The 21,235-nt window shown below is 69.9% G+C and carries 23 protein-coding genes and 1 tRNA gene; 7 read left to right on the top strand and 17 right to left on the bottom strand.

Annotated features, from left to right (window positions below; genetic code table 11):
• Window positions 1-3: 3 nt before the first annotated feature.
• Both ACFFIC_RS02455 and ACFFIC_RS02450 read right to left on the bottom strand, forming a co-directional pair.
• The gene (locus ACFFIC_RS02455; protein ID WP_377048464.1) at window positions 4-576 is read right to left on the bottom strand and encodes a carboxymuconolactone decarboxylase family protein; all 573 of its coding nucleotides are present in this window, start codon (window positions 574-576) and stop codon (window positions 4-6) included.
• Window positions 577-599: 23 nt separating this feature from the next.
• Window positions 600-1,376 (bottom strand): IclR family transcriptional regulator, encoded by a 777-nt coding sequence (locus ACFFIC_RS02450; protein WP_377048463.1) that lies wholly within the window; start codon window positions 1,374-1,376, stop codon window positions 600-602.
• A gap of 110 nt (window positions 1,377-1,486) precedes the next feature.
• On the opposite strand from ACFFIC_RS02450, the gene ACFFIC_RS02445 reads away from it, so the two are divergent.
• Both ACFFIC_RS02445 and ACFFIC_RS02440 read left to right on the top strand, forming a co-directional pair.
• Entirely contained in the window at window positions 1,487-1,756 is a 270-nt protein-coding gene (locus ACFFIC_RS02445) for a putative peptidoglycan-binding domain-containing protein (protein WP_377048462.1), read from the top strand.
• Window positions 1,757-1,902: 146 nt separating this feature from the next.
• Window positions 1,903-2,073 (top strand): hypothetical protein, encoded by a 171-nt coding sequence (locus ACFFIC_RS02440; RefSeq protein ID WP_377048461.1) that lies wholly within the window; start codon window positions 1,903-1,905, stop codon window positions 2,071-2,073.
• 441 nt (window positions 2,074-2,514) lie between these two features.
• On the opposite strand, the gene ACFFIC_RS02435 is transcribed toward ACFFIC_RS02440, so the two are convergent.
• From ACFFIC_RS02435 to ACFFIC_RS02395, 9 genes are all read right to left on the bottom strand, one after another.
• On the bottom strand, window positions 2,515-2,682 hold the full coding sequence (locus tag ACFFIC_RS02435; protein ID WP_377048460.1) for a hypothetical protein: 168 nt from the start codon (window positions 2,680-2,682) through the stop codon (window positions 2,515-2,517).
• Between the two features lie 803 nt (window positions 2,683-3,485).
• Window positions 3,486-3,758, bottom strand: coding sequence for a hypothetical protein (locus tag ACFFIC_RS02430; RefSeq protein WP_377048459.1), 273 nt, complete (start codon window positions 3,756-3,758; stop codon window positions 3,486-3,488).
• 307 nt (window positions 3,759-4,065) lie between these two features.
• On the bottom strand, window positions 4,066-5,256 hold the full coding sequence (locus ACFFIC_RS02425; RefSeq protein ID WP_377048458.1) for a hypothetical protein: 1,191 nt from the start codon (window positions 5,254-5,256) through the stop codon (window positions 4,066-4,068).
• A 252-nt stretch (window positions 5,257-5,508) separates the two neighbouring features.
• Window positions 5,509-5,907 carry a tyrosine-type recombinase/integrase gene (locus ACFFIC_RS02420; RefSeq protein ID WP_377048457.1) on the bottom strand — a complete coding sequence of 133 codons (399 nt, stop codon included), beginning with the start codon at window positions 5,905-5,907 and terminating at the stop codon, window positions 5,509-5,511.
• Window positions 5,908-5,925: 18 nt separating this feature from the next.
• The gene (locus ACFFIC_RS02415) at window positions 5,926-6,717 is read right to left on the bottom strand and encodes a tyrosine-type recombinase/integrase (RefSeq protein ID WP_377048456.1); all 792 of its coding nucleotides are present in this window, start codon (window positions 6,715-6,717) and stop codon (window positions 5,926-5,928) included.
• Window positions 6,718-6,880: 163 nt separating this feature from the next.
• Window positions 6,881-6,971 (bottom strand) — tRNA-Ser (locus tag ACFFIC_RS02410).
• Between the two features lie 46 nt (window positions 6,972-7,017).
• Window positions 7,018-7,581, bottom strand: a complete 564-nt coding sequence (locus ACFFIC_RS02405; RefSeq protein WP_377048455.1) for a nucleoside 2-deoxyribosyltransferase — start codon at window positions 7,579-7,581, stop codon at window positions 7,018-7,020.
• A 55-nt stretch (window positions 7,582-7,636) separates the two neighbouring features.
• Window positions 7,637-8,290: a flavin reductase family protein gene (locus ACFFIC_RS02400; protein ID WP_377048454.1), complete on the bottom strand. Its 654-nt coding sequence runs from the start codon at window positions 8,288-8,290 to the stop codon at window positions 7,637-7,639.
• Window positions 8,291-8,302: 12 nt separating this feature from the next.
• Window positions 8,303-9,271: a 2-hydroxyacid dehydrogenase gene (locus ACFFIC_RS02395; RefSeq protein ID WP_377048453.1), complete on the bottom strand. Its 969-nt coding sequence runs from the start codon at window positions 9,269-9,271 to the stop codon at window positions 8,303-8,305.
• A 110-nt stretch (window positions 9,272-9,381) separates the two neighbouring features.
• Between ACFFIC_RS02395 and ACFFIC_RS02390 the strand changes: the two genes are divergently transcribed.
• From ACFFIC_RS02390 to ACFFIC_RS02375, 4 genes are read left to right on the top strand one after another with little or no spacing between them, the layout of a single operon-like run.
• Window positions 9,382-10,170, top strand: a complete 789-nt coding sequence (locus ACFFIC_RS02390; RefSeq protein WP_377048452.1) for an SDR family oxidoreductase — start codon at window positions 9,382-9,384, stop codon at window positions 10,168-10,170.
• A gap of 3 nt (window positions 10,171-10,173) precedes the next feature.
• A complete protein-coding gene (locus ACFFIC_RS02385; RefSeq protein ID WP_377048451.1) occupies window positions 10,174-12,255 on the top strand; it encodes a hydantoinase/oxoprolinase family protein in 2,082 nt (693 codons plus the stop codon).
• Window positions 12,252-13,871 carry a hydantoinase B/oxoprolinase family protein gene (locus ACFFIC_RS02380; RefSeq protein WP_377048450.1) on the top strand — a complete coding sequence of 540 codons (1,620 nt, stop codon included), beginning with the start codon at window positions 12,252-12,254 and terminating at the stop codon, window positions 13,869-13,871. The genes ACFFIC_RS02385 and ACFFIC_RS02380 overlap by 4 nt, the downstream gene beginning before the upstream one ends.
• On the top strand, window positions 13,868-14,365 hold the full coding sequence (locus ACFFIC_RS02375) for a YaiI/YqxD family protein (RefSeq protein WP_456306920.1): 498 nt from the start codon (window positions 13,868-13,870) through the stop codon (window positions 14,363-14,365). The genes ACFFIC_RS02380 and ACFFIC_RS02375 overlap by 4 nt, the downstream gene beginning before the upstream one ends.
• On the opposite strand, the gene ACFFIC_RS02370 is transcribed toward ACFFIC_RS02375, so the two are convergent.
• On the bottom strand, window positions 14,302-14,952 hold the full coding sequence (locus tag ACFFIC_RS02370; RefSeq protein WP_377048448.1) for an FUSC family protein: 651 nt from the start codon (window positions 14,950-14,952) through the stop codon (window positions 14,302-14,304). The genes ACFFIC_RS02375 and ACFFIC_RS02370 overlap by 64 nt on opposite strands.
• A gap of 131 nt (window positions 14,953-15,083) precedes the next feature.
• Between ACFFIC_RS02370 and ACFFIC_RS02365 the strand changes: the two genes are divergently transcribed.
• Window positions 15,084-16,535, top strand: coding sequence for an N-acyl-D-amino-acid deacylase family protein (locus tag ACFFIC_RS02365; protein WP_377048447.1), 1,452 nt, complete (start codon window positions 15,084-15,086; stop codon window positions 16,533-16,535).
• An 8-nt stretch (window positions 16,536-16,543) separates the two neighbouring features.
• On the opposite strand, the gene ACFFIC_RS02360 is transcribed toward ACFFIC_RS02365, so the two are convergent.
• The 5 genes from ACFFIC_RS02360 to ACFFIC_RS02340 all read right to left on the bottom strand — a co-directional run bounded on the left by ACFFIC_RS02360 (window position 16,544) and on the right by ACFFIC_RS02340 (window position 21,174).
• Window positions 16,544-17,452: a cation diffusion facilitator family transporter gene (locus ACFFIC_RS02360; RefSeq protein ID WP_377048446.1), complete on the bottom strand. Its 909-nt coding sequence runs from the start codon at window positions 17,450-17,452 to the stop codon at window positions 16,544-16,546.
• A complete protein-coding gene (locus ACFFIC_RS02355; protein ID WP_377048445.1) occupies window positions 17,442-18,632 on the bottom strand; it encodes a nickel/cobalt efflux transporter in 1,191 nt (396 codons plus the stop codon). Before ACFFIC_RS02355 ends, ACFFIC_RS02360 begins: the two co-directional genes overlap by 11 nt.
• Window positions 18,633-18,641: 9 nt before the next feature.
• Window positions 18,642-18,920 (bottom strand): metal/formaldehyde-sensitive transcriptional repressor, encoded by a 279-nt coding sequence (locus tag ACFFIC_RS02350; protein WP_377048443.1) that lies wholly within the window; start codon window positions 18,918-18,920, stop codon window positions 18,642-18,644.
• A gap of 51 nt (window positions 18,921-18,971) precedes the next feature.
• Window positions 18,972-20,321, bottom strand: a complete 1,350-nt coding sequence (gene chrA / locus ACFFIC_RS02345; RefSeq protein ID WP_377048442.1) for a chromate efflux transporter — start codon at window positions 20,319-20,321, stop codon at window positions 18,972-18,974.
• A 79-nt stretch (window positions 20,322-20,400) separates the two neighbouring features.
• A complete protein-coding gene (locus ACFFIC_RS02340) occupies window positions 20,401-21,174 on the bottom strand; it encodes a lytic transglycosylase domain-containing protein (protein WP_377048441.1) in 774 nt (257 codons plus the stop codon).
• Between the last annotated feature and the right edge of the window lie 61 nt (window positions 21,175-21,235).

Below are 21,235 nucleotides of genomic sequence, written 5' to 3'. Positions count from 1 at the left end.
GCGTCAGGCTCCGGCGTCGCCGGGTTCCGCGCCCAGTTCCGGCGCGAAGGCTTCGGGAAGGCCGATCTCGAAGACGTTCAGGGTCATCGCGACCAGCGCGTAGTAGCCGAGGATGCCCACCAGTTCGACCATGCCGCGTTCGCCGAGCGCCTCGACGCCGCGGCGGTAGAGCGCATCCGGGACGCGACGCGTGGAGAGGAGGGTGGTGGAGACGTCAAAGACGACCTTCTCCCGCTCGTCCCGCAGGCTGGGCTCGCGGCGCGCGGCGATGGCGGCGACCACCTCCGGGTCCATGCCGGCCTTGAGCCCCTCACGCTTGTGCACCATCCACTCGTAATGCGCTGTCCAGTGGCGGGCGGTCACGAGGATGGCGAGTTCGGAGAGGCGCGGCTCCAGCACCGTCTGGTAGCGCAGCAGCTCGCCCAGCCGCTGCCCGCGGCGTGCAAGCTCCGGGTTCTTCAGCCAGGCGATCATGGGAGCGGGCACGCGGCCGCGCAGGCCGGAAACGGCTTCCTCGCACACCGCCTTTTCCTCGGGCGTGCGTTCCGCCTCGGGCGTCAGTTCGATCCGGGCCATTCCTTTGTTCCTCCCTGCCGCGATCAGTGGGCGGCGCGTTCCAGCGGCGCGGGGTCGCCACCGAGGTCACGGGTCATGGCCATTGCCTCCTGCAGCACCAGCGGCACGCAGGTGGCCTCGCTCCCGGCCGTGAAGCGGTAGAGAGGCAGGGAGAGGCCGATGGAGCCGGCGACCGAGCCGCGCGAGTCCAGCACGGGGCAGGCAACGGCCGCGATTTCCGCGAGGCGCTCGCCGCGGCTCACCACCGGCAGGCGCTCGCCCGTTTCCAGCGCGATCAGGGAACGCCCGTGCGCGCCGCGCCCGAGTGGCTGCGCCTCCCCGACATGGGCCACGTCCCGCACCATCTGCGGGGAGTCCAGGCGGAAGACGCAGCGGCGCTGGTCGCCTTCGCGCACGAAAAAGGCAGCGCTCTCGTGGCTCGCGGCGCGCAGGCGCTCCAGCGCGGGCATCACATGGTGCTCCAGCCGGAGCGAGCGCCGAAACAGGTCCCCCAGCAGGAGCAGCGATGGGCCCAGCAGGTAGCCGCCCGCGGGCAGGCGCTTGATGAAGCCGTGCGCCTCCAGCGTGCCGAGCAGGCGAAGGGCCGTGGTCATGTTCAGCCCCGCGCGCCGGGACAGCTCGGTCAGGGAGAGTGGGCCGTCCTCCTCGCGGAAGCTGCGCAGCAGGACGAGGGCGCGGTCCACGGCGCGCACGCCATCGCCCGGCAGGGAGGCCACGTGTTCGGGGGGCGGCACGGCGTGCAGGGGGGTGTCCTGCCCCGTTTCCCGCCCGCCGCCTGTCCGTTCTGCTGGCTTGGCCATTTCAGCTTCCTTTCAGCACATTCCGTAAGACGGAAGCAAGTTGCACGCTGTGAAAGCGCGGTGGTAAGGGTGCGGGGAGGCAGAAGAACAGGGGGAATAACGATGACGGGATGGCGTTCAACCTCTGCGTCAACGCGGGGCAGGGCAAGGCCACCCGCATCCTGCAGGAGGTTGCCGGTGCAGCGGTGGACGGGCGGCGCATCGGTCCGCTCACCCTTGCGGCCGTTCGGGGTCAGCAGCCTGCCGACCTGATCACTCGCTTCGCGGAGCGGCAAATGACGTTCTACCGCAGCCTCGACGGGTGGAAGAACTCCGGCCGTGGGTGGACGGCGCGGACCGAGCGTGTGAGGGCCAAGGCGCTCGCAATGGCTGGAGGCTGAGATGTCCGGCCGCCCTACCGACCCCTACTGGCGCCGGGCACTCCCTGCTACCCGTGGATACTGTCTTCCAAGGTTCATCGAAGTCGCCGCTGGGCTGCGCGGTTCCTCTTGTAGGCTGCGGCGAAGCCCACCGGAGAACCAAGACGATGTTCGATCGCCTCGATCCCGTCCGCCGCAATCCAGCGCTTTACGCCGCGCTGGCTGAAGCCAACCGAACCGCTGCGGAGAAGGCGCCTGGTAGCAATAGGGAAGGTCTGAAGTGGTGGTTGCTCGGCCTCGGGATGTTAATGCTAGGAGGCGTCCTCAAGGCTTTCTAGAGCACTTCACGCTTGTGCAGACTCGCAGGTTCTGATCCGACCTTGACCCTGCGGAACGTGCCCGCGCGCGGCGTGGGTGACACGCTGCAAGTGGAGGGGAAAGCGGAGGTGTGGACCCGCGCAACCGACTGACGGAGCGAAAGGCGACTACGCGGCCGATTTGCCGGCGCTGCGGTGATCCAAGTTGGGTATTGGCCTCCGTGGGCACGCGCGAGAGACCCCGGCAGATGAGCGCAAGCTATCCTTTCGGCAGCGCCTTCAGCGCTGAGTATGCAAAGCCGACACCGATGCAGAAAGCAAGAAAGCTACCAACGATGAGTGCCCGGCCAACGTAGGCCCAGCTCAGCGCTCGTTTCACACCATTGCATTCCGAGCCCCCATGAGGGACGCGCGCTAGTGCTCAGACACATTCGGATGGTGCAGATTTTGAGCCTTGCGCTATTAGCCGCCGATGACGCCGAACAGGCGCATGCCCAGAATCATAAGGATCAGCGCAACGCCGAAAACGATGGTGAGAACGTCGAACCCGGACATGCGCCAGTCGCCTGTCGGCACCCAGCGAGGAGCGTAGGCGAACACCGGGTCGGCCGACTTGGTTCTCTCGGCCATTCCACGGAACTTGCGGTTCTCATCCCGGCTTCGGGCGTCACCTAGATCGTCAGGTTCACGGGCTATGGCGGTTCTCCCTCATTGAGTATGTCGCCTCTAGCCGTAAGTCCGCAATCATTGGCTGCACCATCCGAATGCGTCTGAGCACTAGTCCTGACCCTAGCTATGACGTGGGCCACCGGCGGGTGATATTTTTGTCCTGAATGAACAACGATCGAGCAAGCTCTGATCAGCCACCTGGCCCAGCTTTGCTCTTGCGTCGGGCAGGCACAATCTTGGGCATCTGCGTCTTCGTAGCGCTGCTTCTTGATAATCTCACGCGCGACAAGCCCCTTCGGCCCGCCGATACCGAAGCGCTTCAGCGGCTCCAAACTTCTGTGCTCAGCGCTCTGAACGCCAGCGAGCCGAGAGTAATCCGACTTGCGGAGTACAATGACGACCACTTCTCGTACGTCTGCATCATCCATGAGTACATTGACGGTTACGCCAGCCTAAATTGGAGGCTGCCGAGCCTTCAACTGCCACAAAAGGGCGGCCCGAGCACCGAAGACGGTCAGTATGCACTGGGCTTCGCTGCACCAAGTCGGGCGGGCTTCGTTTTCCTACCGCGAGCCAAGGTTAGCGTCTTGCCAGAGAGCGGCTGCTTTTCGGTCGAGAATGCAGTTGTCGAAACTGCGCCACGCCGGGATCGAAGGCCTCCGACCCTACGCCTGATGCAAGCGCCAGCCTCAACTAACGGGTCCTGACCCTAGGTCTGCAAACCACTCAAAGCGGTCATTCACCAAGGCGCTTAGTATAACTCCTCACTCAAAGCCGATCGTGGCGAGCGCCACCCCAATGCGCCGTTGATCCGACCCCAATCCTAAACCCTCTGGGGTGTAGAGCCGCTTCAGCAGCAACTCCATCCGGTACGTCGTGCCAGGCTTCAGGCTTTCCCCTGAAATTGAGATCTCAAACGGGCCCCCTTGGTCAATTCTCGACGCCGCCACTGGCACTCCGTCCAGCAGCACCTGCAGGGTTCGGGGGTGAGCCGCGGCACCGAGCATCTGCGCGAAGTACAAGGTGAGCCGTCTCACCGACAGCTCTGGAGCGAGAGTAAAGACGATCGAGGGCCGCTCGCTCGTTGACCAAGCTAAGTTAGGCTCGGAGAGATGCCACCCAGCCCGTAGTAGCCTGGGGCAGTGTTGCCCGTCGAAGGTACCGAGACGGGCTGGTAGCGACGCTACAACAGGCGGCGGGGGCTGACGCAGGCACCGGCTTGTCCGCGCTATATAGCGCTCGGTGTAAGCCTCGCTGACTTGTGGGTGAAGCGCCAGCAGGATCGCAGCGAGGTGAATCACCGACCCTGCGGCCAGCACCAACCCCGCTGCCCACCTGCGGCGATCAGACCAAGACCAGGGCACCACGGTAGAACATCCAGAGACTCCATCCCTGCGCGGCAGCCAGGACCGCCACCACGGCCCCACGCCAGATGGGCGGTAACCGGCGCACGAAATCCCAGATTGCGAGGATCAGAAAAGGATTGGTCAGCACGTAGCGCTGGAGCCCGATCAGCCCGATGGGATATCCCGTGCTGAGCGGGACGATCGGCGTAGCGATGAGGACTGTAGCCTCCAGCCATCGGCGGCGCCAACCCAGCCATATTGCGACAACAAGGGAGGCCAGCGCGGCAAGGGACAGGAAGGTCTCGCTCCGTACCCGCGTCACGTCTCCAGTCAAGTTGGCAAGGTCCGCAGCCTGCAAACCCTGCAGCAGCGTCGAGAGCGGGCTTCCGAACCCATGCCCCCAAGCCACCTGCACATGGAAGAAGGCGAGGGCATCGCCCATGTGGAGATGGAGAAAGATCATGAAGCTCGCGATCCCCAGTCCACCCAAGGCGCTGAACGCCGCGGCACGGAGCAGCGCCAGCGCTGCCCCCGATCGCGCCTCTGCCGTGCGGGAGGCAGCGAGCTGGAGCAGAGGCGGAACCGCCACGGCTAAGGAGGCGAGAACCACCACGATGATCCCGTTTGGGCGCGTCGCCGAGAGGCCGGCAGCGGCTAGCCCGGCCGGCATCCAGAGCCCGGCCCGGAGAAGCAGCACCATGGCCAGCAGCAGAGTGTTAAACAACGCCTCCGTCAAAGGGGCAGATAGGTAGAATCCAGCCGGCCAGACCAGGAGGAAGAAGATCAGTCCCGTTCTTCCAGCGCTGCCGGGCTGTTGCGGCCACGTCTTCTCGAACCAGAGAACGGCGAGCATCACGAAGGCGGCTAGCAGGGCGACGTTAAGCATGACCCCCGCCGCAGCTGGGCGTATCCCGACCAAACCGGCCACCACCCGGGCCAGCGCCGGAAAGGCGGGAAAGAAGGCCCAGTTGGCCTGATCATTGGCCTCCAGCTGCGGACTCAGCTCATAGCCCTGAGCAGCGACGTAGGCGTACCACCCGCAGTCCCACTTGCAGAGCGCGTCAACGAGGCCCCCGAAAGGTTGAGCTGCAGCAGCATAGATCGCGTAGCGGAGAACTAGCAGCGCTGCCAGGAGAGCTGCTGATATGGTCCAGCCAGTTCTTACCCGATGCGAACCTGCGTTGTTCATGGCGAGGTTACGAAAGTGACACGCAATTCTATGCAAGTCCCCGCCCCATCTCGCTCCTGACGCGCCATCCAGGCGTCGTCCTTGCAATTAGCTTACTGCGCTCAAGGCCGAGTGGGTAGGTACGTGCGGCACAGTCGGTTCGGGAGTTGTTGTATAAAACCTGCTCGCCGTTCCGCATGAGCAAGGCACCTGAACGGGATGGGCGCCAAAGAACCGGTTGAAGGACATGGGTCAGCGCCGCGGCCCAGTGAGCTAAGCGGAGGCGGGCTCCATCCCGTCCATCAGCATGTCCGCCCATTGCTGGGCAATCTCACGCCGCCGCGGCATGTAAGCTGCGCGATTGTAGGCGGCCTCGATCGCGTTCTTCGGCAGGTGAGCTAGCATCAGGTCGATGACCGCGCGGTCTTTCTCGTTGTGGTGCAGCTCGTTCATGATGGTGGAGAAGCTGGACCGCCAGCCGTGCGGCACATGCGCGCCCTGGTGTCCGGATCGGTTCACATAGCGTGAGAGGGTATTGTCGCTAATCGGCTCGTGGGCCCGGCGAACGTTCGGAAAGAGCAGAGGGGCGCGGCCAGTGAGGGGACGCAGAGCCTCGATGATCTCCATGGCCTGGCGCGACAGCGGCACCGGGTGCGGGCGCTTCATCTTCATCCGCGGCGCAGGCACGGTCTACACGGGGTTCGCCGGGTCCAGAGCTGCGAACTCCGTCCACTCAGCCTGCCGCACCTCCCCGGGTCGGAGCGCAGTCAGCGCCAGCAGGCGATTCGCAAGGCGCGTCACGGGGTGGGCGGGCACTGCCTCTACTTCACGCAGCAGCCGCCGGGCGCCGTCCAGCGTCGTCACCGCCGGTCGCTGTCCGTGCCTGACCGGAGCCAGAGCAGCGCCAACCAGCGCGGCCGGGTTGGCGTCGCAGAGGCCGGACGCGATGCCATAGGCGAACACCGCCTCCGCCCGCTGGCGCAGACGGTGCGCGCGGTCATTGGCACCGCGCGCCTCTACCTTGTGCAGGGCCGTCAGGAGCAGGGGAGGGGTGATCTCCCGCAGCGGTATCGGGCCGAGGGCTGGAAACAGATCGGCCTCCATGCTGGCCATCACGTGAGCGGCGTGCGTTGCCGTCCAGCCTGGGGTCTGCCGATCGTGCCAAGCCCGGGAGACAGCCTCGAAGGTTTCGACGGCCGACCGTGCACTCAACAGCTTGGCCTTGCGCCGCTCCGTTGAGGGATCCACGCCCTGGCGCAGCAGGCGCCGCGCATCGTCCCTGGCTGCCCGCGCATCAGCCAGAGACACTTCGGGGTAAGCCCCCAGCGCCAGCACGCGCTCTTTCCCGCCCGGAAGCTCGTATCGGTAGCGCCAGAGGCGAGAGCCGCCGGGCTGCACGGCGAGGTGCAAACCCTGGGCGTCGGTCAGCTTGTACGGCTTCTCGCTAGGAGCAGCGGCCCGAACCTGCCGATCGGTCAGCATCAGGGCCATACCCGGGATATGCGGAAGCGATACCCGGGATGCTGCCCGGGACTACGCCGGGATGATGGGGAACGGGAAGGGAACATGCGGGAGAGACGTTCGACCGCTTCGCCAGCAAAATCAAGCGTAGCGGGAGAATGCGGGACTGTGCGGGTGTGCTGAATGGCGGACAGGGTGGGATTCGAACCCACGATAGGCTTTTGACCTATACGCACTTTCCAGGCGCGCGCCTTCGACCGCTCGGCCACCTGTCCCGCGGCGCCGGGGTATAGGGGGCCTGGGCCGGGGGGGCAAGCGGGGTCAGGCGGATTTCAGCAGAGCGGCCAGGGCCGCCTCGAAGGCGCCCAGGTCGCGCCAGCGGGCGGCCGCCGGCACCGCGCGCGTCACGAGGAGGCCTCCCGCGGCGCGCAGACCGCCGTCGATCATGAGGTTCTCGTGCAGGCCGAAGGATTCGAGGTGCAGCCCCTCGGAATCGGCCCAGCCGCCCTCCGGCCGCCGGCGGGCGCCGGACCCGAGGAACTGCCGCGTGCGCTCCTCGAAGTGGATGTCCGTGTTCGCGTAACCGGCGATCGGGCGGCCAAGCGCCCGCATGAAGCCCAACTCGTAGACCGTGCCGGGATCAGCGGAAGGGCCGCGGAAGGGGGTGAGGTTGGCGATCAGGGCATCCGCCCGCCGGATATGCGCTTCGTTGCGAAGATAGATGGCGAGCCACTCCTCGGTCGCGGCATCGGCCTCCGGGCATTCCACGGGATCGGTCGGGAAGATGCCGGTCGCCCCGTGGCGGGCGCAGAGGGCGCGCTTGGCTTCGGCCAGGGCATCGGCATCCGGCAGGAAAACCTCCGGTCCGGCGAGATAGATCAGCATGGGAAAAGACTGTCACCTGGCTGGGTTGCCGCCGGCAACGGGCGGGGGTGGCGGATCATCGGTCCTTTTGCCGGGCTTCCACCTGCTCGGGCGTCACGCGGGGAAGCTCGAAGCGGTCGGTGGTGCGGGCATACCAGCCGCTGCCGTGCATGCGCCCGACCATGCCGAGACGCGGCGTGTCGACGTAGTGCCGCGCGGGGTCGAGCATGCAGTCGTCGCGGATATTGATCGCCAGCACCTCGCCCAGCACGAGGTTGTGCGTGCCGATCGGGATGGTCTTCCAGAGCCGGCACTCCAGCGCGACCGGGCTTTCCGCGATCCGCGGCACCCTGATCTTGCTGCAGGGCGTGGCGGTGAGGCCGGCCTTCGCCAGCTCGTCCACGCCGGGCGGATAGTCCGCACCCGTGACGTTCATCGCCTCCGCCGTGTTCTCGTTCACCAGGCACAGCGCGAATTCGCCGGTGGCCTGGATATTGGCGAAGGTGTCCTTCAGTTCCGGCCCTTCCTCGCCGCCCATGCCGCGCGCGCCGACGCCAATCCCGACCACCACGGGGTCGTTGCTGAACACGTTGAAGAAGGAATAGGGCGCGGCGTTGGTGCGACCCTCCGCATCCTGCGTCACCAGCCAGGCGATCGGGCGCGGCACCACCGTGGAGACCACGAGCTTGTAGCGCTCCTTCTTGGGGATGGCCTCGAAGTCGAAGAACATGCGGTGGGGTCCTCAGGCGACGCGGTGGGGGGGCTCGGCGCCGTGGATGAGCAGGGCGTCCAGGTTGTCCAGGCAGCGGAAACCCATGGCGTCGCGGGTTTCCACCGTGGCGCTGCCGAGATGGGGCAGCAGGGTTACGTTGGGCGCGCTGTGATAGCCCTCGAAGATCGCGGGCTCCCCGGTGAAGACATCCAGCCCCGCGGCGCGCAGGTGCCCGCTGCGGAGTGCCTCGCACAGCGCCGCGTCGTCCACGGTGGTGCCGCGCCCGGTATTCACCACGATGGCGCCGCGCGGAAGCTGCGCGATGCGCGCCGCGCCAAGCCAGTGGCGGGTCGCCTCGCCGCCCGGGATGTGCATGGACAGCACGTCGCAGGCCGCGAGGAAGGCACCGTCCTCCCCATGGAAGGTGGCGCCCTCTTCCTCCTCCGGGGAAAGGCGGGCGCGGTTGCGGTAGTGGACCTCCATTCCCATCCCGCGCGCCATGCGGGCCAGCGCCCGCCCGATGCGGCCCATGCCGAGGATGCCCAGCCGCTTGCCCTCCAGCGTCACGCCCATGAGCTGGGTGGGCGCCCAGCCCTTCCACTCCCGGGCGCGCAGCAGCCGCTCCGCCTCCCCGGCGCGGCGGGCGCACATCAGGATCAGCAGCATGGCGATCTCGGCGGTCGCGACGCTCAGCACATCCGGCGTGTTGGTCACGGGGATGCCGCGGGCGCGGGCGGCGTCCAGGGCGATGTGGTCGGTGCCCACGCTGAAGGTCGCGACGATGCGGACGGAGGCGGGAAGGGCAGCCACCGTGGCGGCGTCCAGCCCATCGCCCGCGGCGCAGAGGATGCCGTCGCAGCCCTCGGCGGCGCGCAGGAGGGCGGCGGATTCGAGGACGCGGTCCGGTCCCTCCGGCCGGCGGATCGCGTAGTCGCGGGCGGCACGGGCCTCCACGGCCTCGGGCAGGGAGCGGGTTTGCAGCAGCGTCGGACGGGCCATGCGTGGCAGGATGCCCGGCCTTCGGCCGCTTGCCAAACCACACCGCCCGACCTTGCCAGGGCGAGGGGCCCGGTTCAGGGTCCGCCCCCTGATTCGACGGGAGGTTTGCGATGGAACTCGGTCTGCGCGGCAAGCGGGCGCTCGTGATGGGCGCGTCCAAGGGTCTCGGCCGCGCCATTGCGGAGGCGCTGGCAGCCGATGGGGCGGCGCTGGCCATCTCCGGGCGCGACGCCGAACGCCTGGCCCCGGTCTGCCAGGCGCTGACCGGCCTGGGCGCCACCGCGGCCCATGCCTTCGCGGCGGATGTCGCGAAGGGCGAGGACATGGACGCCCTGGCCAAGGGCGCCATGGCGGCGCTGGGTGGCATCGACATCCTGGTGCTCAACCACGGCGGCCCGCCCGCCGGCACGGCCGCCGACCTGACGGAGGAAGCGCTGGAGACCTGGTTCCGCCGCATCGTGTTGTCGCCGATCCGGCTGGCCAACGCGCTGCTGCCGGCCATGCGCCAGCAGAAGCACGGGCGCATCATCGCGGTGGGCAGCACGGGCATGGTCCAGCCGCTGGCGAACCTCGCGCTCTCCAATGTGCTTCGCGCCAACATCGTGGGCTGGGTCAAGACCTTGGCCGACGAGGTGGGGCCGGACAACGTCACCGTGAACATCATCGCCCCCGGCGCCATCCTGACCGACCGCAGCGTGGAGCTGGCCGGGGCGGCGGCGGCCAAGCAGAACTCGACGCCCGAGAAGGTGATCGCGGACCGCGAGAAGACCATCCCGCTGCGCCGCTACGGCTCGCCGGACGAGTTCGGCAAGGCCGCCGCCTTCCTGGCCTCCGACGCCGGCTCCTACATCACCGGCACGATCCTGCGCGTGGACGGCGGCGTGGTGCGGGTGGTCTGACGGGTGACGACCGGGGCGCGGCTGGCCGCCGACATCGGCGGCACCTTCACCGACCTGGCGCTGGAGCGGGCGGATGGGCAGGGCGGGGTGGAGCGCTGGACCGCCAAGGTCCTGACCACCCCCGCCGCGCCGGAACGGGGCGTGCTGGAGGGCATCCGCGCGGTGCTCGCCAAGGCCGGGCTCGGCCCGGCCGACGTGGCACTGTTCATCCACGGCACCACGCTGGCCACCAACGCCGTGATCGAGCGCAAGGGCGCCCGCACCGCGCTGCTGACGACGGAGGGCTTCCGCGACGTCCTCGCGCTCGGCAACGAGAGCCGCTACGACCAGTATGACCTGAACATCACGCTGCCGCAGCCGCTGGTGCCCCGGCGCTGGCGCCTGACCGTGCCGGAGCGGCTCGACAACACCGGCCGCGTGCTGCTGCCGCTGGACGAGGCGGCGGTGCGCGCGGCCGTCGGCCGGTTGCGCGGGGAGGGGGTCGAGAGCCTCGCGATCGGCTTCCTCCACGCCTTCGTGAACCCCGTGCATGAGCGGCGCGCGGCGGAGATCGTGCGCGGGGAATGGCCGGGGCTGCCGGTCTCGCTCTCCTCCGAGGTTTCGCCGGAGATGCGGGAATGGGAGCGCTTCTCGACCACCGCGGCCAACGCCTATGTGCAGCCGCTGATGGCCACCTATCTCGGCCGCCTTCGGGACGGGCTGGCGGAAGCGGGCTTCGCCTGCCCGCTGTTCCTGATGCTGTCGGGCGGCGGTCTCACCACGCTGGAAACGGCCGCGCGCTTCCCGATCCGCCTGGTGGAGAGCGGGCCCGCGGGCGGCGCCATCTTCTCCGCCCATGTGGCGCGGCAGAAGGGGTGGAACCGCGTGCTGTCCTTCGACATGGGCGGCACCACCGCCAAGGTCTGCCTGATCGACGACTTCGCGCCGCAGACCGCCCGCTCCTTCGAGGTGGCGCGGATCGGGCGCTTCAAGAAGGGCTCTGGCCTGCCGCTGCGCATCCCCGTCATCGAGATGGTGGAGATCGGCGCGGGCGGGGGCTCCATCGCCTCGGTGGACGCGCTGGGGCGCATCCAGGTGGGGCCGGAAAGCGCGGGCGCCGATCCCGGCCCGGCCTGCTACGGCCGTGGCGGTGCGAAGCCCGCGGTGACCGACGCGAACCTGCTGCTCGGCCGCTACGACCCCGCGAGCTTCGCCGGCGGCAGCATGGCGTTGCACCCGGAGGCCTCGCGCGGGGCGATGGACGCCTCCCTCGGCGCGCTGGGCCTTCCGCCGGAGATGGCGGCGCTGGGCGTGGTGGAGGTGGTGGACGAGAACATGGCCAACGCCGCCCGCGTCCACGCCATCGAGAGCGGCAAGGGCTATGACGGCCGCGCCATCATCGCCTTCGGCGGTGGCGGGCCGGTGCACGGCTATCGCGTGGCGGAGAAGATCGGCGTGAACCGGATGCTCGTGCCATCCGGCGCCGGCGTGGGCTCCGCCATCGGCTTCCTGCGCGCTCCGGTGGGCTACGAGGTGGTCCGCAGCCTCTACCAGCGCTTCCGCTCCTTCGACGCGGCGGCCGTGAACGCGCTGCTGGCGGAAATGTCGGCCGAGGCGCGCGGGGTGGTCGCGCAGGGCTCCTTCGGGGCACCTCTGGTGGAACGGCGCATCGCCTACATGCGCTATGTCGGCCAGGGGCACGAGATCGCGGTCGAACTGCCGGTGAAGACGCTGGCGGCGGCGGACGTGGAGGCGGTGCGCGCCGCCTACGACGTCGCCTATGCCGGCTTCTACGACCGGCCGGTGCCGGGCAGCGACGTGGAAATCCTTTCCTTCGCCGTGACCGTCGCGACGGAGGTCGAGGCGCCGCCGCCCGTGGCCGAGGTGTCGGAGGCACCGGCGCCCGCGCCGGTCCGTCATCAGGCCGTGCGCGACACGGCGCGGGGCGCGGTGTCGGACTGGCCGGTCTATGACCGCGAGGGCTTCGCGCCCGGTGCGGCGGTCGCCGGCCCCTGCATCGTGGCCGAGGCCGAGACGAGCACGCTGGTGGGGCCGGGATGGACCTGCCGGATGGATGGGCTGGGATACCTGGAGCTGACCCGATGAGCGACGCCCTCGCCACCATTCAGCGCCAGATCCAGTGGAACCGCCTGATCGCCGTGGTGGAGGAGCAGGCGCAGATCATGATCCGCACCGCCTTCAGCACCACGGTGCGCGAGGCGGGCGACCTGTCGGCGGGCGTGTTCGACCTGCGCGGCCGGATGCTGGCACAGGCCGTCACGGGCACGCCGGGCCATGTGAACTCGATGATGGAATCCGTCGGCCACTTCCTCGCGAAGTTTCCGGCCAGCACGATGAAGCCGGGCGACCACTACATCACCAACGACCCCTGGCTCGGCACCGGCCACCTGCATGACCTGACCGTGGTCACCCCCGCCTTCCGCAACGGCACGATCGTCGCGCTCTTCGCCAACACCGCGCACGTGATCGACGTCGGCGGCCTCGGCATGGGGCCGGAAGGGCGCTCGGTCTTCGAGGAAGGGCTCTATATTCCCATCGTGAAGTGCTTCGACCAGGGGCGCGCCAACGAGACCTTCTTCGACATCCTGCGCGCCGGTACCCGCACGCCGGCGGAGCTGGAGGGCGACGTTTATTCCCTCTGCGCCTGCAACGACGCCGGCGCGCGCCGTCTCGTCGAGATGATGGACGAGTACGGGATGGAGGCGATCGACGACCTTGCGGAGTCGATCTTCGAGGCCTCGTCCCGTGCGACGCTGGCCGAGATCGCGAAGCTGCCGCGCGGCGAGTTCCGCGCGCAAATCAGCTCGGACGGCTACGAGGCACCCGTCACGCTGCGCGCCCGCATGACGGTTGCCGAGGACCACATCGCCGTGGATTACGCGGGCACCTCCGGGCTCTCGGGGCGCGGCATCAACGTCCCCGCCGCCTATTGCCGGGCCTATGCCTGCTTCGGCATCAAGTGCGTTGTGGCGCCGGAGGTGCCGAACAACTGGGCTTCCCTGCTGCCCTTCCGGATGCAGATCCCGGAAGGCTGCATCCTCAATGCCCCGCGGCCCTTTCCCGTGAGCGTGCGCCATGTGGTCGGGCAGCTCCTGCCGGACCTCATGATGGGCTGCCTGCACCAGGCGGTGCCGGACCGCGTGGTGGCGGAGGGCTCCTCCTGCCTGTGGAACCCGCCCCTGCGCGGCGGCGGCCAGGTGAGCGGGGCGGAGGCCGAGCTGCCCGATTTCGAGGTCATCACCTTCAACTCCGGCGGGACCGGCGCCCGGCCCGGGCAGGACGGGCTGGACGGCACCGCCTTCCCCTCGGGCGTGCGGACCATGCCAGTGGAGGCGACGGAGAACGTGGCCCCCGTGGTGTTCTGGAAGAAGGAGCTGCGCGCGGGCTCGGGCGGCCCCGGCCGCACGCGCGGCGGCCTGGGGCAGGTGATGGAGATCGGTGCGCGGGACGACGCCGAATTCGCCGTCAACGCCATCTTCGACCGCGTGGCCAATGCCCCGCGCGGGCGGGACGGCGGGGGCGACGGCGCGCCCGGCTGGGTCGGGCTGACGGACGGCACGCCGCTCCGCACCAAGGGCTACCAGGTGATCCCCAAGGGCAAGCGCCTGCGCCTGCTGCTGCCGGGCGGCGGCGGCATGGGCGACCCGGCGCAGCGCGACCCGGCGCTGGCCGCGCGCGACCTCGCGGACGGCCTGCTCTGAGCGCGCCGCACATCTACGTCGACGGCGACGCCTGCCCCGTCCGGGACGAGGCCTTCCGCGTCGCCGAGCGGCATGGCCTGCCGGTCACGGTGGTCGCCAACGGCTCCCGCGGGGTGCGGCTGCCCGATTGGGTGCGCCGCGTGATCGTGGCGGATGGTCCCGACGTGGCCGATGACTGGATCGCGGACTCCATCCGCCCCGGCGACATCTGCGTCACCGCCGATATCCCGCTCGCCTCCCGCTGCCTCGCGGCCGGGGGCCACGCGCTGGCACCCAGCGGCAAGGTCTGGGATACCACCAACATCGGCCAGGCCCTCGCCGGGCGTGAGATCGCCCGGCACATGCGGGAGGTGACGAACGGCCAGACGCGGAACTCCAGCTTCAGCGCCGACAACCGCTCCCGCTTCCTCCAGGCGCTGGAAACCACGGTTCAGCGCGCGGTGCGCGGCCCCGAACCGCCGCCGCCCGCCATGCCGGACTTCTTCTCGGACTGAGCGTCCCGCAGGCGCAGGTACAGCCAGACCAGGCTGAGCCCGACCAGCGCGCCCCAGGCGACCTCGCCCACGCGGGAGAGCAGCATGTGCTGGGGCGAGCCAGAATGCGGAACCAGGATGATGATCGTGGCGGTGATCCCGGCCAGCCGGCTGGCCGATGCGACGTTGAGCGCGGCGCAGGCCAGCACCGAGAGCACCACCGCGAGGATGTAGAAGAACAGCCCCTGCCCGAGGGCCAGCGCCACCGCCACCGCGATCGCCCCTCCGACGGCCGAGCCGATCACCTGGTCCCGCCCGGTGTTGCGGGCTGCGCCGAACTCCGTCTGCATGACGGCGATGGCCGTGATGGCGCCCCAGAAGCCCTCGCGCAGCCCCAGCGCCTGGGTGGGCAGATAGGCGATCAGTGCTCCGGCGGAGGAGAGGAGGGCCTGCTGCGCCCCGGCCCCCAGGCGGTCCGCGAGCGGCACCGCCTTGGAAAGGTCCGAGACCCTTTCCTGCAGGCGGTCGATCCGGCCCGCCAGGCGCGCCTTCGCCCCATTGGGCGGATCCCCCGGCGGGGGCTTGTGGGGGCTGGTTCCGCTCGGCATCACCGGAAAGAAGGCCCCGCGGCCCCCAAGGTTCCCGGGCGCGGCAAGGGCCGCGCCCCTCCAGGGGCCCGGGCCTGGATCGGGCGGCCTCGCGGGGCCATCATGCCGGCCCCTTTCCGGAAGGTTCCCCCATGGCGCTGCGCTGCGACACCATCATCCGCGATGCCACCCTGTTCGACGGCACGGGCAGCCCGCGCCGGATCGGCGATGTGGGGCTGCGGGGCGACCGGATCGTGGGGGTCGGCGACCTCGGCGCCGCCTCGGCGGACCGCGAGGTGATCGCGACGGGCAAGGCGCTCGCGCCCGGCTTCATCGACAGCCACACCCATGACGACCGCGCCGTGCTGTGCGGGCCCGATTGCACGACCTGCAAGACCAGCCAGGGCGTGACCACCGTGGTGGTCGGCAATTGCGGCGTGAGTCTTTCCCCGCTCCGCCTGAAAACCCGCCCGATCCCGCCGCTGGACCTTCTGGGCGATGAAAGCTGGTGGGAGTTCGACAGCTTCGGCGACTACGCCCATGCCCTGAAGACGCGCGGCTCGGAGGTGAACACCTACGCCTTCGTCGGCCACCAGACCATGCGGGTGGAGGCCATGGGCGGCGACGTCTACCGCCCCGCGAAGGACGCCGAGATCGCCCGGATGCACGACCGCCTGCGCCAGGCGATGGGGGAGGGGGCGAGCGGCTTTTCCACCGGCCTCTACTACCCGCCCAACGCCCAGGCGACCACGGAGGAGGTGATCGCGGTGGCCGAGGCGCTGCGTCCCTTCGGCGGCCTCTACTGCACGCACATGCGCGACGAGGCGGACCGCGTGCTCGCCTCCATCGAGGAAACGGCCAAGATCGGCAAGCGCGCCGGGGTGGCCGTGCATGTCAGCCACCACAAGTGCTCCATGCCCGAGAACTACGGCCGCTCCACCCAGACGCTGCCGCTGCTGGCGGAATACGCGCGCACGCAGGACCTGTCCTTCGATGCCTACCCGTACCCCGCCGGCTCCACCGTGCTGATGCCGGACAAGCTGCGCGACGACGTGGAGGTGATGGTCACCTGGTCCGTCCCGCACCCCGAGATGGCCGGCAGGTACCTGAAGGACGTCGCGCGCGGCTGGAACACCGACATCCGCACCGCCGCCGCCCGCCTGCTGCCGGCGGGGCAGGTGACCTGGCAGATGGACGAGGAGGACGTGCGCCGCATCCTGGCGCACCCGCTCTCGGTCATCGGCTCGGACGGCATCCCGCACGACGCCCATCCCCATCCCCGCCTCTGGGGTACCTTTCCGCGCGTGCTCGGCCACTATGTGCGCGACGTGAAGCTGTTCAGCCTGGAGGTCGCCGTCCACAAGATGACCGGCCTTGCCGCGGAGATCTTCGGCATGGTGGACCGCGGCTTCCTGCGCGAGGGCGCGGTGGCGGACGTGGTGCTGTTCGACCCCCATGCCGTGCGCGACCGCGCCACCTTCGAGGACCCCAAGCAGCTCTCCGAGGGCATCGAGGAGGTCTGGTGCAACGGCGTGCCCACCTATTCCGCGGCCCGCGGCGCAACGGGGGAGAAGCCGGGGCGGCTGGTGACGCGCTACCGCTGAGGCGCGGCTCAGAGAACGGGCACGCCGCGCCGCTCGCTTTCCGCCTCGGGCTCGAGGTGGATGGTGATGACGGCCTCGCCGAGCTCCGCGCGCAGCGCGGCTTCGAGCCGGTCGCAGATCGCGTGCGCGGCGCCCACGGTCATCGCCTCGGGCACCACGAGGTGGAACTCCACGAAGGTCATGTGCCCGGAGGCGCGGGTGCGGAGGTCGTGCGCCTCCAGCGCCCCTGCCGCCTCGTCGCGGATGACGCGGCGGATGGCGGTGAGCACCTCGGGCTCCACCGCGCGGTCCATCAGGGCGCCGACGGAGTCTCGCACCATGGCGATGCCGGTCCAGATGATGTTCAGCGCCACCAGCGCGGCCATGGCCGGGTCCAGCCAGGCCCAGCCGGTCACCGGCACCAGGGCGAAGCCCGCCAGCACGCCGCCGGAGGTCCAAACATCGGTCAGGACGTGCCGCCCGCTGGCAAGGATCGCCGGTGAGCGCCATGCGCGCCCGGACCGGATCAGGAAGGCTGCCCAGAAGGCGTTGAGCAAGGTGGCGGCGCCATTGATCGCCATGCCGAGGAAGGGCGCCTCGGGCAGGGCGGGATGCGCCCAGGCACCATAGGCCTCGTGCAGGATGGCGGCGGCGGCGCCCAGCACCATCATCCCCTCCAGCACCGCGGAGAAGTACTCGGCCTTCTGGTGGCCATAGGGGTGGTCGGCATCCGCCGGGCGCGCGCTGATGCGGAGCGCCACCAGGGCGGCAGCGGCCGCCACCACGTTGATGATCGTCTCCAGCGCGTCCGAGTAGAGGGCGACGCTGCCCGTGACCCACCAGGCGGCGAGCTTGAGCCCCAGGACGACGAAGCTGACCAGCAGGCTTCCCCAGGCGGCCCGCATCGCGCGATCCATGCCGCGGGCCTCAGGCGGCATGGGCGGGAAGATGCGTCCAGCCCTGCCAGCCCATGTAGAGGCCGACCAGCAGGATCAGCGCCGCCGAGACATAGGGCGCGCGCCGCGTGACGGTCTCGAACAGGCCGGACCAGCGCCGCTCGGCCTTGTGCATGCTCCAGGCCGCGCCCGCCCCCACCGACACCATCACCACCGCGAGGCCCACGGAGAAGCACAGCACCAGCGCCACGCCCAGGCTGAACTGGCGGAGCTGGAGGCAGAGCATCAGCACCGTGATCGCGGCGGGGCAGGGGATCAGCCCGCCCGTCAGGCCGAAGAGCACGATCTGCCAGGTGGTGACCGTCCGCCCGTTGAAGCGGCGGCGGATGTCCTCGGCATGGGCGCGCTCATGGGCGTCCCGGAAGCCCTCGCCGCCGACCTCGATCCCACCCTGGCCCCGCGTATGCCCGTGGCCCGCAGCGTGTGCATGGTCATGGTCATGCTCGTGGAAAGCCAACTCGTACTCATGCGCGTGGCCGCCATGGGCCAGCCGGAGCCGGGCGCGGAAGGCGTGCGGCTCCGGGATGGTCTCGACGGATTCCAGCTGGCCGCCGCGCTCCGTGAAGGTGAAGACCTGGCGCGCGCCATCGCCGCGGACGGTTTCCAGCGTCACCCCGGCGGGCGCCCAGTGGCCGCCATTCTCGGGACGAAGCCGCCAGCGCGGGGGCACGCCCTCCTCGGAGATGTCCAGCGTCGCGGCACCATGGCCGGTGTCGATGCGGCGCAGGTCGCCCCCATGCGCGTGCGCGTGCTCATGCCCGGCATGCGCGTGCGCGCCGTGGCTGTGGCCATGGCCGTGATGGTCGTGCCCGCCTTGCCGGTCCCGCCAGCTTCGCCAGAGCATCCAGGCGGCCACGCCCACCACCACGGCGGCGGAAGCGAGCTGGAAATACGGCTCCGAGGTTTCCGCATCGAAGCGGCTGGCATAGTGCAGCCCGACCAGTGCCACCGCCCAGACCACCGCCGTGTGCGAGATCGCGGCCGATAGCCCCAGCAGCACGGCCTGCGGCACCGTGCCGCGCACCGCCACGATGAAGGCCGCCATCATGGTCTTGGAATGCCCGGGCTCCAGCCCGTGCAGCGCGCCGAGCAGAATGGCCGAAGGGATGAACAGCCAGGCATGGGTGGCACCCTGCTGAACCAGTTCGCTGAAGGACGTCATGGCCGGGCCTCACTTCATGTAGGTGCGGACGACGCCGAGCAACTGCTCCACGGCTTCTTCGTCCAGTGCGCCGGGGTGCTTCTCCGCGTCCACCAGATGCGACCGGACATGGTCCTCCACCACCTCGGCCATCAGGCCGGACATGGCGGCGCGGGTGCTGGCCAGCAGGTGCATCACGCGCCCGCAATCGGCATCGGCTTCCAGCGCGCGCTCCACCGCCTCGACCTGCCCGCGGATGCGGCGGACGCGGGCAAGGAGCTTCTGCTTGTCGTCGATGGTGTGGGTCACAGCAGAAAAATAGGGTGGGGGGGTATCCTATGCAACCGGCGACCGGCCCGCTCAGCCGGCCGCGAGCCTCGCCAGCAGCCCGGCGATGGCGGTGGCGCCCAGCGTCGGCAGCAGGCCCAGGCGCAGGCCGAACAGCAGCATGGCCGCCAGCACCGAGAGGGCGAGGGCCCAGGGGTCCAGGCTGGCGAGCACAGGCAGGTCCAGTCCGGCCGGACCGAACCCGGCGCGGTGCACCTCCGTGAAGATCACGCGCAGCCCGAACCACAGCGCCAGATTGGCGATCACCCCGACCACCGCAGCCGTCACCGCCGCCAGCGCACCGGTGAGCGCCCGGTTCGCGTGCAGCCGCTCCACGAAGGGGGCGCCGAGGAAGATGAAGGCGAAGCAGGGCGCGAAGGTGACCCAGACCGTCAGGAGGGAGGCCGCGATGCCGCCGGCCATCCCCCCTGCCTGGCCCAGCCCGGCCATGAAGCCCACGAACTGCAACACCAGGATCAGCGGCCCCGGCGTGGTCTCGGCCAAGCCCAGCCCGACCAGCATCTGCGCCGGGGTCAGCCAGCCGCGCACCTGAACGGCCTCCTGCGCCACATAGGCGAGCACGGCATAGGCCCCGCCCACGGTCACCACCGCCATCTTGGAGAAGAACACGGCGATATCGGCGAAGACCCCCGCCCCGGCGAGGATCAGCGCGGCCACGGGCAGCAGCCAGCACGCCACCGCCACCCAGCCCGCGCGCCACGCCTGGGCGGCCAGGCGGGCGGGGCGGCCCGGATCGGCCGCGAGCACGGCATCGAGCAGGGCGGGCGGGCCGTCCCTGGCCACGTCATGCGCCGGGGCGCGAAAGGCAGCCGGGAGCAGGAAGCCGGTCAGCGCAGCCAGAAGCACCACGAGAGGGAAGGGAACGGAGAGCAGGTAGAGCGCGGCGAAGGCCAGCCCCGCCATGGCCCAGGCGGCCCGGGTCTTCAGCGCCCGCCGCGCCACCCGCAGCAGCGCCTCGACCACCAGCACCATCACGGCGGAGCGAAGGCCAAAGAACAGCCCGGCCACCAGCGGCATTTCGCCCGAGGTCGCGTAAAGCAGGGACAGCCCGAGCATCACCACCATGCCCGGCAGCACGAACAGCGCCCCGGCCGCGACGCCCCCGCGCACGCCGTGGAGCAGCCATCCGAGATAGGTGGCGAGCTGCTGCGCCTCGGGTCCCGGAAGCAGGGTGCAGAAGTTCAGCGCGTGCAGGAAGCGCGCGTCCGAGATCCAGCGCCGCTGCTCCACCACCTCACGGTGGAGAAGGGCGATCTGCCCGGCGGGACCGCCGAAGGAAAGAAGGCCGATCCGCAGCCATACGCGCAGTGCCTCGGCAAAGCTTGGAGGACGGGCGGAAGGTGCCGCGGCGGCGGAGTTCATGGTCTGCGGCCCGCAGCGGTGTTGGGCTGCGGAAGATGGCCAACCCTCTGGAAGGGGTCAACCTGCAGCGCTGGCGGGGTCACCCGCGGCCTCCCGGCAGGCCGCGCGGCATCATCGGCGCGGCGCGGGTGGCGAGCGGGATGGCCATGGCGCGGTAGGCATCGAGGTCGCGCCCGCGCCCGCCCTCGGGCGCGGCGGCGCCGGCCAGGCGCAGCACCGCCGGCGGCGGCGCCGCGCGGATGCTCAGCCCGGTCATCCCCGCCATGGGGGCTGCCGGGCGGGGCTGCTGGCTGGACCAGCCGGGCTGCCACGCCGGTGCGGCCCCGGCGCGCTGCTCCTCCGGCCAGCGCAGCGCCACCTGGGCGCGATAAGCCTCGGCGCGTGACGGCGTCTGGCTGTGGTAGTGACCGGCCGCCGTCATCCAGTCGCCGCTGTTCGCCTGCAGGGTCTTCAGGAAACGCGCGGCGTAGCGGGCATTGGCGAGGGGATCGAAGGCTTCCTCCAGCGAGGCGAAGGCGCCGGGGTGGTGATGCAGGTTGATCTGCATGCAGCCCACGTCGATCAGCCGCATGCCGCCGGCGCGAAGCTGCCGCACCTCGGCAATCGCTTCCGCCCTGGAGGAAAAGAATTGCCCCCGGCCCTCCGCGTTCATGGTCCACGGCCAGGGTCCTTGTTCCCCGGTGCCGGGATCGCGCCGGCCGGATTCCACGCGGCCGATCGCGGCCAGCAGGCCGGCTGGAAGCCCGTATTCCCGCTCCGCGGCGCCGATCGCGGCACGGCAAAGCCCGGTGGGGGAGGGCTGGGCGAGGGCCAGTCCGGGGAGGAGCGTGAGGAGGAAGGCGAGGAGGCGCATGGCCTGTCCCGCTCAAGCGGCGTGCCAGGGGACAAAGCGGGAAACCATCGCATTCGCGTGT

This window comes from Muricoccus vinaceus (assembly GCF_042433125.1).
In the GTDB taxonomy this organism is placed as follows: Bacteria; Pseudomonadota; Alphaproteobacteria; order Acetobacterales; family Acetobacteraceae; genus Roseomonas; species Roseomonas vinacea.
The sequence above is the reverse complement of the archived record's forward strand: the minus strand, read 5'-3'. Positions and strand labels throughout refer to the sequence as shown.

Coding starts and splice junctions, on each gene's coding strand:
- ACFFIC_RS02365 (WP_377048447.1), top strand. CDS start 15,084: ATGGCGCTGCGCTGCGACACCATCATCCGCGATGCCACCCTGTTCGAC.
- ACFFIC_RS02445 (WP_377048462.1), top strand. CDS start 1,487: ATGGCGTTCAACCTCTGCGTCAACGCGGGGCAGGGCAAGGCCACCCGC.
- ACFFIC_RS02395 (WP_377048453.1), bottom strand. CDS start 9,271: ATGGCCCGTCCGACGCTGCTGCAAACCCGCTCCCTGCCCGAGGCCGTG.
- ACFFIC_RS02390 (WP_377048452.1), top strand. CDS start 9,382: ATGGAACTCGGTCTGCGCGGCAAGCGGGCGCTCGTGATGGGCGCGTCC.
- ACFFIC_RS02420 (WP_377048457.1), bottom strand. CDS start 5,907: ATGAAGATGAAGCGCCCGCACCCGGTGCCGCTGTCGCGCCAGGCCATG.
- ACFFIC_RS02355 (WP_377048445.1), bottom strand. CDS start 18,632: ATGACGTCCTTCAGCGAACTGGTTCAGCAGGGTGCCACCCATGCCTGG.
- ACFFIC_RS02415 (WP_377048456.1), bottom strand. CDS start 6,717: ATGCTGACCGATCGGCAGGTTCGGGCCGCTGCTCCTAGCGAGAAGCCG.
- ACFFIC_RS02400 (WP_377048454.1), bottom strand. CDS start 8,290: ATGTTCTTCGACTTCGAGGCCATCCCCAAGAAGGAGCGCTACAAGCTC.
- ACFFIC_RS02340 (WP_377048441.1), bottom strand. CDS start 21,174: ATGCGCCTCCTCGCCTTCCTCCTCACGCTCCTCCCCGGACTGGCCCTC.
- ACFFIC_RS02405 (WP_377048455.1), bottom strand. CDS start 7,581: ATGCTGATCTATCTCGCCGGACCGGAGGTTTTCCTGCCGGATGCCGAT.
- ACFFIC_RS02380 (WP_377048450.1), top strand. CDS start 12,252: ATGAGCGACGCCCTCGCCACCATTCAGCGCCAGATCCAGTGGAACCGC.
- ACFFIC_RS02440 (WP_377048461.1), top strand. CDS start 1,903: ATGTTCGATCGCCTCGATCCCGTCCGCCGCAATCCAGCGCTTTACGCC.
- chrA (WP_377048442.1), bottom strand. CDS start 20,321: ATGAACTCCGCCGCCGCGGCACCTTCCGCCCGTCCTCCAAGCTTTGCC.
- ACFFIC_RS02435 (WP_377048460.1), bottom strand. CDS start 2,682: ATGGCCGAGAGAACCAAGTCGGCCGACCCGGTGTTCGCCTACGCTCCT.
- ACFFIC_RS02370 (WP_377048448.1), bottom strand. CDS start 14,952: ATGCCGAGCGGAACCAGCCCCCACAAGCCCCCGCCGGGGGATCCGCCC.
- ACFFIC_RS02425 (WP_377048458.1), bottom strand. CDS start 5,256: ATGAACAACGCAGGTTCGCATCGGGTAAGAACTGGCTGGACCATATCA.
- ACFFIC_RS02455 (WP_377048464.1), bottom strand. CDS start 576: ATGGCCCGGATCGAACTGACGCCCGAGGCGGAACGCACGCCCGAGGAA.
- ACFFIC_RS02360 (WP_377048446.1), bottom strand. CDS start 17,452: ATGCCGCCTGAGGCCCGCGGCATGGATCGCGCGATGCGGGCCGCCTGG.
- ACFFIC_RS02450 (WP_377048463.1), bottom strand. CDS start 1,376: ATGGCCAAGCCAGCAGAACGGACAGGCGGCGGGCGGGAAACGGGGCAG.